The sequence below is a fragment of the Arminella tubonensis genome, assembly GCF_003240585.1.
Classification (GTDB): Bacteria; Pseudomonadota; Alphaproteobacteria; order Rhizobiales; family Rhizobiaceae; genus Rhizobium; species Rhizobium tubonense.
This window is the reverse complement of the sequence record NZ_PCDP01000002.1, coordinates 98,613-111,310: the sequence shown is the minus strand read 5'-3', so window position 1 is coordinate 111,310 and position 12,698 is coordinate 98,613. Positions and strand designations below refer to the sequence as shown.

Below are 12,698 nucleotides of genomic sequence, written 5' to 3'. Positions count from 1 at the left end.
TGCATCACGCCGCAAGTTTTGCATTGTTGGCCCGGCCGCGCAGCAAGGCCATAAGCATTGGCCCGAGAGAGAATGCTCCACTTTCGGCTTTCCGGGTTAGATCGCGAAGATATCCGCCCGGCGAGCTTATCTGGTCGACCCTTTCGAGAATGCAGGCAATGACCGTTGACGCATTTTCCGGCCCCATGACCTCGTAAGCCTTTTGGTAGGCGGCGGCACTGACGGCCAACGTCGAGCGAACGACTTGTCCTGCGACAATCAGGTCTCGCCAACTCGAGATCGAGCCTGTTGGGCCATACATGGCGATCTCAGGGCATGCCTGCAGCACCATGTCGAGCGAATAAGCTTTGCTCAGTGGCAAGCTCTTGGGCTTTATCGCAGGATCGTGAGGTTCTGCTCCGGTTGGAACCCCGCGTTCAGATTCAGATATAGGATTAGTATCTGAACTCTGTATATGCCCGCCAATATGGCTGTCATTGGCGCTCTCATTTGACGCATTTACGTATGTTTCGAGGCATTTAACGATCTCGTCGCGGAAAGCCTCGAGATTGTTGAGCAAGCTTGAGAGTTCGGCTGTCTGTGGAGACCTCGGCAGAGCGACGGTAAGGGCATCGAACTGAAGCTGCACGTCTTGCCAATCGCCAGCAATACCCTCATGACGCGCTGCTTCGATCAGCTTGGCTATGTCGCGGCGGCAAAGGGAAACCTGTTCTTTCAGGTGCTTGTCCAATTGCCTCTGGGCGACCATTTCGGCGGCAAGTTGCTCTATCTGCTGCGCGCGGGCAAGCAATGGCGCAAGGCTGAACCCGAAAGCGACACTAATTGCCCCTCCCCTGCCTTTGCGGGCATATCGTTTGCCATTGGGACTATCCTTACGGAAAATAAGGCCGGCGTCGACCAGAGCTGCCAGATGTCGACGCAAGGTCGTATCGGCCATTCCGTGCGTTCTAAGGGACAATTGCGTATTGGACGGGAACACGACTAGGCCGTTCTCGTCGGAAAGCTCTGTCTTTGGATAGAAGCTCAGCAGTGCGTTGAGCACGGCAAGCGCCCGGTCAGAAACGCCGATGACTTTCCTTGCTTCGCAGAGCGAACGGAACAGCTTCCATTTATCAACTGACTTTGTTGGCGTCATCTCGCGGGCATTGAGTTGATTCGTCAACATGCCAAGCGTCATCGGCCGCCGCCCAAAGGGCGTCGTTACACTTCCAATTTGCATTTCCATCGCCTTTTCCAAGGCAAAAGAAATCAGCTCACCAAAATTGGTGCCCAATACGCTTGACAGTATTTCGAGGAAGTGCGAATCTCAGATTGTCCAGATATGAGAAAGGCTTCCGCGACGGCAACGTTCGGAGGCTTTTTTCTTTTGCGGTTTAGTCTCCTGCTCTCTTCGATTTATCGGATTGGTAAGCTGCAAAGAGCTCATCCAAACGGCTTGAGAGGAAGTCGCCGAACGCAGGCGCGTCAGCTGTCTTCAGGGCCAAGGTGAATGAGGTCTCGCTGGCCTTGATGACGCCGCGGATACGCTCACCGGTTTTTGGCTTCCACTCATATTCTTTCGGCTCGGCTTTCGCCTGTTTGCGGGTCAGCTCGCTGACGACCAACTCAAAGCGCCGATCGGAATCGATCTTCTCGAAGGCGTCACTTTCTATCAACTTGTAAAGCTTTGCGACCGACTGACCGGTCATCGATTGCGCCAACGCAATCCATTTACGGCGCCCGATCCCAGGTGATGCGCCGATCGCCTTGACGATATCGGTTGGCACGGCCTTTGCGACCGAGATCAGCTTGGAGAGCTCGGTCTTATCGGTGGCCAGGGCCTTCATGATCACCGGTCGATCGAACCCGCCACTCTCGAGATTGGAGGCGAAGATTGCCCGCTCGATATAGGAGAGGTTCCTTCGCGCGGAGTTCTCTATGCCCTGGGCGATGACCACGTCGACGTCATCGAGTTTTCGCACGATCGCAAACACCTTGCGCCCGAGCAGTTTGACTGCCTGTAGGCGGCGGTGTCCATAAGCGATCTGGTATCGCCCTTCGGATGTCGGATGGTTGCGGACAAGAATGGGAACTTCCTGGCCGTTTTCGGCAATGGATTGAACAAGCTCGTCGTCGAGATCAAGCGTGGCATCACCCAGACGGTCGCGAATGAACGAGACATCCACCAGGTCCGGATCGAGTTCGACAATCCGTTCGCCGGACAGCAAGGCTTCCTGCATCGCCCGGGTTTCTTCTTCCATCCGGCCAAGCGTCAATGCCATCGACCGTACCGGACCCGCTGGTCCGCGCGCCGAGACGTCGAAGTTGGCCGCGGCCAACTCCTGCGCCGAATCGTTGAAAAGCCCCTTCAGTCGGTCACGTCTGCTCATGTGCGCCCCCACGCTTTATGGATGCTTGCCAGGACTTCGCCATTGGCTGCATTTACCGATTCCAGTGCGCGATCATAAGTCGACCGTCTGACCTGTCCGCGCTCTATCTCGTAGAGCGTCTGTTTTGTCAGGCCGGCATCGGCGATTGCCGTCGACTTCAGGATCGTCGCCGTCAGAACGTCGTCGCTGAAGAGGCTGCGCAACAGCGCTACGATCTGCGACTGCGGCGCATCAAACGGTTCATGGCGGGTGACGATATATTTGATGAAGTCGTGCTGGAGATCGCCACCTGCCTTTCGGACAACCGAAAGGAGGTCCGAGGTCATCAGCAGGAATTGCGACATCGAAGCGACGTCGACCATTTGCGGATGGATGGTAATGAGTAGTGATGTCGCCGCGCATACTGCGCCAAGTGTCAGATAGCCAAGTTGAGGCGGGCAATCGATCACGACAATGTCGTAGTCGTCTTCGACCTGCGCGATCGCCATGCCAACGCGTTTGAAGAACATTTCGCCACTTGAGCGCTGGCGGTCGGAAAGTGCCCGCGGGGTCTCGTGCTCGAACTCCATAAGTTCCAGGTTCCCCGGCACAAGATCGAGGCCTTCGAAATAGGTCTTGCGGATGATATCGCGCAGCGGCTTCCGGCTGTCGTCGTAGCGGATGGCGCCGTAAAGCGTATCGCCTTCTTCGAGATCGAATTCAGGCTGTAGACCAAGCATCGACGAAAGCGAAGCCTGCGGATCCAGATCGATCGCCAGCACCCGGTAGCCATTCAGCGCCAGATATTCCGCGAGATACAGCGTCGTTGTCGTCTTGGCCGAGCCGCCCTTGAAATTGGTGACGGCGATTGTCTGCAGCTTTTCCCCAGGACGTCGCCGCGGGACATAGTTTCCTGCGTCCTTTGGCTTTACCTTCGCCATGTGGTGACGAAGTTCGTTGATTTGACCGAGGGTATAGGAACGGCGCCCGCTCGTCGTTGTTTCCGGTGCCGGTCCTTTGCCATCGAGCGAAAGCTGCCTTAGATAGCCATCGGAAACGCCGACCATTTGCGCGGCCTCGCCTGACGTGAACGTGCGAAGTGCCTTTTGCGACAAAGGCGGGAAAAGTTTTTCCCGCAGAAGCTTCAGCTGCCGCGACAGCTGTGTCGCGTGCCGCTCAATTCTCACGTCCGTAGATGATACGCCTAAGGTGTCCAAAACACTCATTCCTTTTCGATGCGCTTTTTTGTCAGCATATCGTCAAAAAGCGTATTGAAAATGACACGATTCGGGATTGGCAGCAATATAGCCTGTCTTCAGGGCCAAATTGACGTCCCAGACGCAGTTGGGGCGGGGCGAGCGGCTCTTGAAATCTGCGCGAGCTTGCTGCAAACAGCAATTGAGACGAGGGTCTGTCCGTGAAACATCTCTACATCATCGGTATCGGGTCCGGCAATCCGGAGCATATGACGGTTCAGGCGATCAACGCTTTGAACAAGGTTGACGTCGTCTTCGTGCCCTCGAAGGGAGAAGCAAAAGCCAAGCTTGCCGATGTCAGGAAAGATATCTGCACGCGATACATAAATGCTGTCGGCGTCAAAATCATCGACTATGCCGTGAGCAGCCGCGACACCTTCGAGCGCAGCTATACGCAAAGCGTCGACGCCTGGCATGCCGGCATCGCCTCGACCTATGAGCACCTTTTGATCGAAAGCATCCCGGATAGTGGCACTGCGGCATTTTTGGTCTGGGGCGATCCGGGCCTTTACGACAGCACGATCCGGATCATCGAGCGTGTCAAGCAGCGGGGCCATGTGGCGTTCGATTACAGTGTGATTCCCGGGATCACCAGCATCCAGGCCTTGACGGCCAGCCACAGGATTCCGCTTAATCTCGTCGGCAAATCCGTCCAGATCACCACGGGGCGGCGGCTTGCGGAAAGCTTTCCTGGGCTTGCAGATAGTGCTGTCGTCATGCTTGACGGAGAGCAGGCGTTTGCGAAAATTAACGATCCGGACGCTTACATCTATTGGGGAGCCTATGTCGGAACGTCGGATGAGATCCTGATCGCCGGGCGTCTGGCCGACGTTTCAAACGAGATTATTGCCACGCGCGCGGCGGCGCGGGCCCGGCATGGATGGATCATGGATATCTATCTCTTGCGGAAGGGTCACGACTTCGAGGAATAGACCGCGCGCCTTCCTTCGCCGAAATGGTCAAAGTGTTTGCCAGGTCGGTGGGATCATGTAAGGAGATTTCGAGGAAGGGTGTTCGCATGACCGTCATCAACGGGCAGACAATCAGAGAGGCCGGTGTCGGCTCTTGGATTGCCCCCGTTTGCTCTTCCGAGACTCCCAGTCCGACTTCGGCTTACACAAGAGGGGCCTGCCCCTCGCTTTCGACGCCGATGATGACCGGAGACGGGCTCCTCGTCCGGTTGCGTCCGGCGACGGCCGGTCTGACACTCTCCCAGATGCGGCTGCTCGCCGAAGCGGCGGCGAGGAGGGGCAACGGGATCATCGAAATCACCGCGCGCGGCAATTTGCAGCTGCGCGGATTGAAAGCGCAGACAGTACAGGCACTTTCGGAGGACATCGACCGCGCTCGGATCATACCGGAAACGGGCGTGGCAATAGAAACCGGCCCACTTTCGGGCATTGATCCGCAAGAGATAGCCGACGCGCGCGACATGGCGGCAGCTCTTCGCAAGGCGATTGTCGCGCTCGAAGCCCCGCTTGTGGTGGCGCCGAAACTTGCCATCATCATCGATGGCGGCGGGCTGCTTGGGCTCGACGCGGTGTCTGCCGACATAAGATTGAAAGCCGTCCGCTCATCCGCCGGGATGCCGGATTGGATTATCGCTATTGGAGGAACGGGGCGAAGTGCCCGGTTCCTGGGCACGATATCGTGCGCGCGCGTCGTTCCGGCGGTTCTCGATTTACTGAAAGTGTTAGCGAGCCGTGGACCGCGCGCCCGTGGGCGGCAGCTTGATGCCACGGCGATTGGCCATCTCTTTTCTCGAGCTGGCGGGCCTCCCACATATTCGAAACGCGAGCAATCGCCGGTCGGGCTGCACCGGCTGGCCGCTGGCAGGGTGGCGCTGGGCCTGCGACTGAGCTTTGGTCAGATCCGCGCGGCCGATCTGATTGCCTTTGCCGATCTCGTCGGGAGCTATGGTGCAAAGGAGGTTCGCATGGCCGCTGGGCACGCGATGCTATTGCTCGGCCTAACCGAAGACGCGGCGAAGGCGGCAAAGTTGGCCGCGGCCAACTTTGGGCTTTGCGCCGACCCGGCCGATCCGGCCAGCCACATCGCGACCTGCGCCGGAGCAGGGGCTTGCGCTTCGGGCTTCTACGAGACGAAGGCTGCGGCGACCGAATTGCTCAACGCGGGCAGAGAGTTCCTCGACGGAAGCATCAGGGTTCATTTTTCTGGTTGCCCGAAGGGCTGCGCGCATCCCAGCCCAGCGGCGCTCACGGTCGTTGGTACGCCAACAGGCTATGGACTTGTCGTAAACGGGGTCGCATCAGCGGCACCTCTGGCGTATATCGGCACAAATGATCTTCCATCAGCTCTCCGAGGGATTGCTCGATTGGTTCATGATAAGAAAGAGGCTGGCGAATCGGCGAATAGGTGCCTTAAACGGCTGACCGCCGACGATATCGTTACAGCGCTGCAACAGGGGTAGGAATGCCGGAGTATGATTACATCCGCGATGGGAACGCCATCTATGAGCGGTCCTTCGCGATTATTCGTGGCGAAGCCGATCTTTCCCGGTTCTCCGAGGACGAGGCTGATATTGCCGTTCGGATGATCCATGCTTGTGGATTGGTCGAAGCAGCGGCGTATTTTGAGTTTTCCTCCGACTTCGTTGCCGTGTCGAGAGCAGCGCTTGCCAACGGCGCACCGGTGTTCTGCGATGCTGAGATGGTTGCTCACGGCGTCACCCGCGCAAGACTGCCATCTGCAAACGAAGTGATCTGCACGTTGCACGACCCTCGTACCGCGGAATTCGCTAAGCAGACCGGCAACACGCGTTCCGCAGCTGCGACGCACCTCTGGGGAGGACGCATGGCCGGTGCGATCGTTGCGATCGGCAATGCACCTACGGCCCTGTTTCATCTCCTGGAGATGCTGCGTGACGGGGCGCCGAAGCCTGCGGCGATCATCGGCATGCCGGTCGGCTTCGTCGGCGCGGCGGAATCAAAGGACGCGCTGGCCGAAAATTCCTACGGCGTTCCCTATGCGATCGTTCGCGGACGCTTGGGCGGAAGCGCCATCACCGCAGCCGCCGTCAACGCCTTGGCGAGGCGGGGCCTATGACCGCCGGTAAAACCGGGCGGTTGATTGGCGTCGGCACCGGTCCAGGCGATCCCGAACTTTTGACGGTCAAGGCGGTGAGGGCGCTCAAGTGCGCGGACGTTGTCGCCTATTTCGCCAAACAGGGCCGCAATGGCAACGGACGAGCTGTCGTCGAGCACCTCTTAAGCCCGACAGTCACGCTGTTGCCGCTCTTTTATCCTGTTACAACGGAGATTGAGACACGGGAGGATAGCTACAAGAGCCAGATCGCCGAGTTCTACAACGCTTCGGCGAAAGCGGTCGCCGATCACCTCGATGCCGGGCGGACAGTCGCCATTCTCAGCGAGGGTGACCCGCTGTTTTACGGGTCTTATATGCACTTGCACGTGCGGCTCGCGGCGCGGTATTCGGCGGAAGTTATCCCTGGCGTCACCGCCATGTCGGGCTGCTGGTCGCTTGCCGGCGTTCCGATCGTGCAGGGCGACGACGTTCTCTCGGTGCTTCCCGGCACCATGGCCGAGGCGGAGCTGGCGCGACGTCTTGGCGACACCGAGGCTGCCGTCATCATGAAAGTCGGGCGTAACCTGCCGAAGATCCGGCGGGCGCTTGAAACGTCGGGAAGGCTGGGCGAGGCTGTGTATGTCGAGCGCGGCACGATGAAGAACGAAGCGATGATACAGCTTTCGGAGCGTGACGATAGCGAGGCCCCTTACTTTTCGCTGATCCTGGTTCCCGGCTGGAAAGAAAAGTCATGAGCGGCCGCGTCTTTGTAATCGGCACCGGCCCCGGTAGCCCGGACCAGATGACGCCAGAAGCGCGATCAGCGGTGGAAAGATCGGCTGAATTCTTCGGCTACCGCCCGTATCTCGACCGCCTGTCGCTGCGACCGGACCAGAAGCGCAACATCTCCGACAATCGTGAAGAGCTGCATCGGGCGAAGGCAGGGCTGGATCGGGCTGCAGCGGGGGCGAACGTCTGCATCGTCTCGGGCGGTGATCCCGGCGTGTTTGCGATGGCGGCCGCCGTCTGTGAGGCGATCGATCACGGGCCCCAGGCATGGAAAGACGTCGATCTCGTCGTTGTACCCGGGATCACGGCGATGCTCGCGGTCGCAGCACGCATCGGCGCACCGCTTGGCCACGATTTCTGCGCGATTTCCTTGTCCGACAACCTAAAGCCTTGGGATATCATCGAGAATCGGCTCAAGCTGACGGCGCAGGCGGGTCTGGTTATCGCGCTTTATAATCCGATCAGCAAGGCAAGGCCCTGGCAGCTCGCCCAAGCGTTCGATATTCTGCGTGCAATTCTTCCGGCGGAAACCCCCGTCATCTTCGGGCGCGCTGCGGGGCGTAAGGACGAGCGGATTACTGTTAGTCGGCTTAGGGACGCGGAGGCATCAACTGCCGATATGGCGACATGCGTCATCATTGGATCAGCCGAGACGCGCATCATTCACCGTTTGGGGAGAGGCGATCTCGTCTACACTCCGCGCTTCATCGCAGCCGCGACGAGGTGATCGATATGGCGCAGCGCAGCCTCCACGGTCCCGACAGAAGGCACATCGGCAGCGCTGGCACGCTCGACCATCATCACCTCGATACCGAGCAGGCGAGCAGCCTCGATCTTGGCATAGGTTGCGGCGCCGCCGCTGTTCTTTGTGATGATGACGTCGATGCGATTATCCCGCAGCAGTCGCAGTTCCCCGTTGAGCTCGAACGGACCCCTGGCGAGAAGATAGTTCACATCAGGTGCCAGCAGCGGTGGATCGACGGCGTCGACGCTGCGGACAAGATAGTGATGGATCGGTGCGGCGTCGGCCGCGTGTGCCTCCTGGCGACCGATTGCCAGAAAGACGCGGCGGGGAGACTGACCAAGCGCCGATACAGCCGACTGCACGGTCTCGACCGACTGCCATCGGTCGCCTTTGACAGGTGTCCAGGCATCGCGTCGCAAGGCGAATACCGGCACATTGGCGATTTTGGCAGCCGCCGCTGCGTTTGCGGATATCCTATTGGCAAAGGGATGGGTCGCGTCGATCAACAGGTCGATTCGTTGCTGCTTGACAAAGGTTGCAAGGCCGTAGATGCCGCCGAAACCGCCAAGACGAACAGGAACGGGCAATGGCAGGGGATCCGCAGTCCGACCGGCAAGCGAGAGCATCACATCGAAATCGAAACGTGGCGCAATGGCTTCCCCAAGCGCACGCGCCTCGGTCGTGCCGCCGAGGATAAGAATACGGGTCCTGCCCATGCCTGAGACGCCTTTTGCTACCCCACAACGATGGCTCACTGTTATCGGCCTTGGCGAGGACGGTCCAGTCGGACTTGGCGACGAAGCCAAGAACCTGATCTCCCGCGCCCCGGTCCTCTTTGGTGGTACTCGACATATTGAGCTTGTCGCAAAATTGATGACCGGCCAAGCGCAAAGCTGGCTCAGTCCATTCGAACGGTCAATTGATCTTATCCTGGCACGCCGCGGCATGCCAACGGTGGTCCTCGCGTCCGGAGACCCGTTTTTATACGGCGTAGGTGCCACCCTGGCGCGGTTTGTCGCTTGCGAAGAGATGAAGGTCATCCCGGCTGCATCCTCGTTCAGCCAGGCTGCTGCACGCCTTGGCTGGCCCTTGCAGACTGTAGCCACCGTTTCGTTGCATGGGCGACCGCTCGATCTGGTCCGCCCATATCTCCATAAAGGCCGAAAAATCCTGGTGTTGACTTCGGATGGTCAAGGACCTGCCCAACTTGCGAGTTTGCTCGTCGAAGCCGGCTTTGGGTCGTCGCAGGTCACCGTGTTGGAGGCCTTGGGTGGCCCGCGGGAGCGTCTTTCCTCGCAAAAAGCTGAAGAATTTTCGCTGAGGGATATAAATCCGCTAAACGTTTGCGCCATCGATGTTATTTCCGACGCGGGGGCCCGCATTCTGCCCTTCGCAACGGGCTTTTCCGATGCGCTTTTCGAACATGATGGACAGATAACCAAGCGCGAAATCCGCGCCATCACGCTGTCGTCGCTTTCGCCGCGGCACGGCGAACTTCTATGGGATATCGGCGCCGGGTCCGGCTCCATCGGTATCGAATGGATGCTGGCCGACCCGTCCATGCGGGCAATCGCAATCGAGATGTCGGCCGAACGTGCGGCACGCATACGGCGGAACGCCTGTAGTCTAGGTGTCCCTGGACTTGTCATCGTCGAAGGTGAAGCGCCAGGAACGCTAGCGGGCCTTTCAGTGCCTGATGCGATCTTCATTGGCGGCGGAGGCAGCCATCCGGGCGTCGTGGACACCGCAATTTCAGCGTTGCGGGTTGGTGGCCGGCTTGTAGCCAACGCCGTCACGACGGAAATGGAAGCGCTGCTTCTCGCGGAGCAGGCGAAGCGGGGAGGGTCCCTGATCCGCATCGATATCGCGCGGGCGGTTCCGGTCGGAACCATGACCGGATGGCGCCCGGCAATGCCTGTGACGCAATGGTCCTGGATCAAGCCTTAAGAGGGAAAAGAAGCGAATGACGGTGAATTTTATCGGTGCCGGCCCAGGTGCCGCGGACCTTATTACCGTGCGCGGTCGCGACCTGATCGCTGCCTGTCCAGTCTGTCTCTATGCCGGTTCGATCGTATCGCCGGATCTGCTGCAATATTGCCCGCCAGGTGCGCGGATCATCGACACGGCACCGATGTCGCTCGACGAGATAGAAGCGGAATATCTGAAGGCTGAAGCATCCAGCGAAGACATCGCGCGGCTTCACTCCGGTGATCTTTCCGTCTGGAGCGCCGTTGCCGAACAGATACGCCGGCTGGAAAAGCACGGGATCGCCTATACGCTCACGCCAGGTGTTCCGGCCTTTGCGGCGGCTGCAGCTGCACTTGGTCGTGAACTGACAATTCCGGCCATTGCCCAAAGCCTTGTTTTGACGCGTGTTTCCGGACGGGCGTCACCAATGCCAGTAAACGAATCCTTGGCCAAATTTGGAGCGACTGGCTCAACGCTGGCTATTCACCTGGCGATCCACGCGCTCGGGCAGGTCGTCGATGAGCTGGCGCCGCTTTACGGAGCGGATTGTCCGGTCGCCGTCGTCGTCAAGGCTTCCTGGCCGGACGAACGCATTATCCGAGGGTCACTTGCTGATATAGAAGCGAAGGTGGCGGCGGAGCCGATCGAGCGAACTGCCATCATCTTCGTCGGTCCGTCGCTGGGCACCAATGACTTTCAGGAAAGTTCGCTCTACGATCCCGCCTATCAGCGGAGATTCCGAGGCCGGGATCGTATGTAGCGTCGAATTCTTCATGGTGAAGCAATATTAGGTGATCAGCCGATAGACGAAGCAAACTATCGATTGACTTCCAGATGGAGAATATTCATCTACGAAGCAAATGGATAGCATTCGGCTCCAGACCTGAACATCAGGACGCCGAACCGCGCTGGCTGTGTGTGGCTTTTTACGTCCCGATTTCAATTGAAGCGTTAAGCCGAAACTCGGCACCCGATTTTGACCTAGCAGGGCAGAGGCCTGGCGCGACGGCTGCCAACTTGCCTATGCGCGCAGCGCCGCCGCGGCTCTGGATCTTTGCCGAGCTGTCCCGCCCCGCATTGCGCTTGATCGCCGTGGCACCGCAGTTGCCCGGCAAGGAAGCCGATAGGATGGTGGCGATCCTGATCAGCGAGGATGCGCAACCGGCGAAGACCGGCAAGACGACGAGCGACCGATTGAGCCGGCGGCTGTTCGACCGGCTGGTGACATCCTACGGGCAGAATTCACCGTAGCCGGCGCTTTTCTTCAGTCAGCGTCTCGCCGAGATCGGACCATTCCTTCGCGCTGAACTCGAACGGCGTCTGGAACATCGAACTCCAGAAAGCGGGGCCTTCGAACAATGTCGAAGGCCCCGATCATTCAGGCCGCGCGGTAGGATGCGAGCCAATGTGCGTAGGGGGCCGGTAATGTCCACGACGGTCGCTCGGCGCCGAGCTTGCGTGCGGCTGAGTATGGCCAATGCGGATCCGCGAGCATCGCTTTGCCGATCATCACCAGGTCGAGTTGTCCGCTGCGGATGAGCTCGTCCGCTTGCTCCGGCTGAGTAATGTTCCAGCTCGCCGAGCCGGGGAGGCCGGTGGCTTTCCGAATCCGTTCGGCGTATGGCGCGATGAACCCCGGGCCCCAGGGAATATTGGCGGCCGGGGTCGAGAAGCCGAGGCTGGCATCGATGAAGTTGAGACCGGCTACCTTGAATTTCCCCACAAGATCGATCGCGTCCTGCAGGGTTTCGTCGTCACGGCCGTCAAACTCGATCACGCCGAAGCGAGCCGCCAGCGGACGATCCTCGGGCCAGACCCCACGAACGGCTGCTAGGGTCTCGAGGAGAAAGCGCCCGCGGTTATCGGCACTGCCGCCATATTCGTCGTCGCGCTTATTCGAATGCGACGAGAAGAAGCTTTGGCCGAGATAGCCATGGGCAAAATGCAACACGAGCCAGCGGAATCCAACGTCGCGCGCGCGGATCGCGGCAGAGACAAAATCGCCACGAACGCGATTTATGTCCGCTTTCGTCATCGCTCGTGGCACCTTCCGCAGGCCGCCCCCGAATGCAATGGCGGATGGCGCTATGGTGTCCCAGCCGCGCGGATCATTGTCGGCGATATGATCGTCGCCTTCCCAGGGCCGGTTGGCGCTGGCCTTGCGGCCGGCATGGCCGATCTGGATACCCGCGACGGCGCCGGCCTTTCGATGCTCGCGACGATCGGTGCAAAGGCCTCGGCCTGCTCATCGTTCCAAAGACCGGTGCAGCCCGGTGTGATCCGGCCCTCCCGCGAGACGGCGGTGGCTTCGACGTTGACGAGGCCCGCGCCACCACGCGCCAAGCTTGCGAGATGAACATGGTGCCAGTCGTTGGGGACGCCATCGATCGCGGAGTACTGGCACATGGGGGAAACCGCGATACGGTTTCGCAGTGTGACACCTTTCAGCGCGAACTGGTCGAATAAGTTGGGCATTGGTTCTCCTCAATAAGGAAAGCAGGTTTTCTGCATGGCCTGCTCACGCCCGCTGGCGCATGCATTACCGAT

The 12,698-nt window shown here is 59.4% G+C and carries 12 protein-coding genes and 1 pseudogene; 8 read left to right on the top strand and 5 right to left on the bottom strand.

Annotated features, from left to right (window positions below):
- Positions 1-4: 4 nt before the first annotated feature.
- The 3 genes from repC to repA all read right to left on the bottom strand — a co-directional run bounded on the left by repC (position 5) and on the right by repA (position 3,565).
- Entirely contained in the window at positions 5-1,219 is a 1,215-nt protein-coding gene (gene repC / locus CPY51_RS03910) for a plasmid replication protein RepC (RefSeq protein ID WP_111158768.1), read from the bottom strand.
- A 154-nt stretch (positions 1,220-1,373) separates the two neighbouring features.
- Complete coding sequence (gene repB / locus CPY51_RS03905) at positions 1,374-2,369, bottom strand: plasmid partitioning protein RepB (protein WP_111158742.1); 996 nt, start codon at positions 2,367-2,369, stop codon at positions 1,374-1,376.
- Positions 2,366-3,565 carry a plasmid partitioning protein RepA gene (gene repA, locus CPY51_RS03900; RefSeq protein WP_111158767.1) on the bottom strand — a complete coding sequence of 400 codons (1,200 nt, stop codon included), beginning with the start codon at positions 3,563-3,565 and terminating at the stop codon, positions 2,366-2,368. Before repA ends, repB begins: the two co-directional genes overlap by 4 nt.
- A gap of 200 nt (positions 3,566-3,765) precedes the next feature.
- Here repA and cobF point away from each other — a divergent pair, with 200 nt between their 5' ends.
- The 5 genes from cobF to CPY51_RS03875 all read left to right on the top strand — a co-directional run bounded on the left by cobF (position 3,766) and on the right by CPY51_RS03875 (position 8,165).
- Positions 3,766-4,536, top strand: coding sequence for a precorrin-6A synthase (deacetylating) (gene cobF, locus CPY51_RS03895; protein ID WP_111158741.1), 771 nt, complete (start codon positions 3,766-3,768; stop codon positions 4,534-4,536).
- 86 nt (positions 4,537-4,622) lie between these two features.
- Positions 4,623-6,035 carry a precorrin-3B synthase gene (cobG, locus tag CPY51_RS03890; RefSeq protein WP_111158740.1) on the top strand — a complete coding sequence of 471 codons (1,413 nt, stop codon included), beginning with the start codon at positions 4,623-4,625 and terminating at the stop codon, positions 6,033-6,035.
- A 2-nt stretch (positions 6,036-6,037) separates the two neighbouring features.
- Entirely contained in the window at positions 6,038-6,670 is a 633-nt protein-coding gene (locus CPY51_RS03885; RefSeq protein ID WP_111158739.1) for a precorrin-8X methylmutase, read from the top strand.
- Complete coding sequence (locus tag CPY51_RS03880; protein ID WP_111158738.1) at positions 6,667-7,404, top strand: precorrin-2 C(20)-methyltransferase; 738 nt, start codon at positions 6,667-6,669, stop codon at positions 7,402-7,404. The genes CPY51_RS03885 and CPY51_RS03880 overlap by 4 nt, the downstream gene beginning before the upstream one ends.
- Complete coding sequence (locus CPY51_RS03875) at positions 7,401-8,165, top strand: precorrin-3B C(17)-methyltransferase (protein WP_111158737.1); 765 nt, start codon at positions 7,401-7,403, stop codon at positions 8,163-8,165. The genes CPY51_RS03880 and CPY51_RS03875 overlap by 4 nt, the downstream gene beginning before the upstream one ends.
- Here the strand turns inward: CPY51_RS03875 and CPY51_RS03870 are convergent.
- Positions 8,129-8,899, bottom strand: coding sequence for a cobalt-precorrin-6A reductase (locus CPY51_RS03870; RefSeq protein ID WP_111158736.1), 771 nt, complete (start codon positions 8,897-8,899; stop codon positions 8,129-8,131). The two genes, CPY51_RS03875 and CPY51_RS03870, sit on opposite strands and share 37 nt — an antisense overlap.
- On the opposite strand from CPY51_RS03870, the gene cbiE reads away from it, so the two are divergent.
- The 3 genes from cbiE (at position 8,898) to CPY51_RS03855 (ending at position 11,402) form a co-directional block, all read left to right on the top strand.
- A complete protein-coding gene (gene cbiE, locus CPY51_RS03865; RefSeq protein ID WP_111158735.1) occupies positions 8,898-10,130 on the top strand; it encodes a precorrin-6y C5,15-methyltransferase (decarboxylating) subunit CbiE in 1,233 nt (410 codons plus the stop codon). The two genes, CPY51_RS03870 and cbiE, sit on opposite strands and share 2 nt — an antisense overlap.
- 16 nt (positions 10,131-10,146) lie before the next feature.
- On the top strand, positions 10,147-10,911 hold the full coding sequence (gene cobM, locus CPY51_RS03860) for a precorrin-4 C(11)-methyltransferase (RefSeq protein WP_111158734.1): 765 nt from the start codon (positions 10,147-10,149) through the stop codon (positions 10,909-10,911).
- A 263-nt stretch (positions 10,912-11,174) separates the two neighbouring features.
- Entirely contained in the window at positions 11,175-11,402 is a 228-nt protein-coding gene (locus CPY51_RS03855; RefSeq protein WP_244598434.1) for a DUF1403 family protein, read from the top strand.
- A gap of 127 nt (positions 11,403-11,529) precedes the next feature.
- Here the strand turns inward: CPY51_RS03855 and CPY51_RS03850 are convergent.
- A pseudogene (locus CPY51_RS03850) lies at positions 11,530-12,626 on the bottom strand (NADH:flavin oxidoreductase/NADH oxidase).
- Positions 12,627-12,698: the final 72 nt, after the last annotated feature.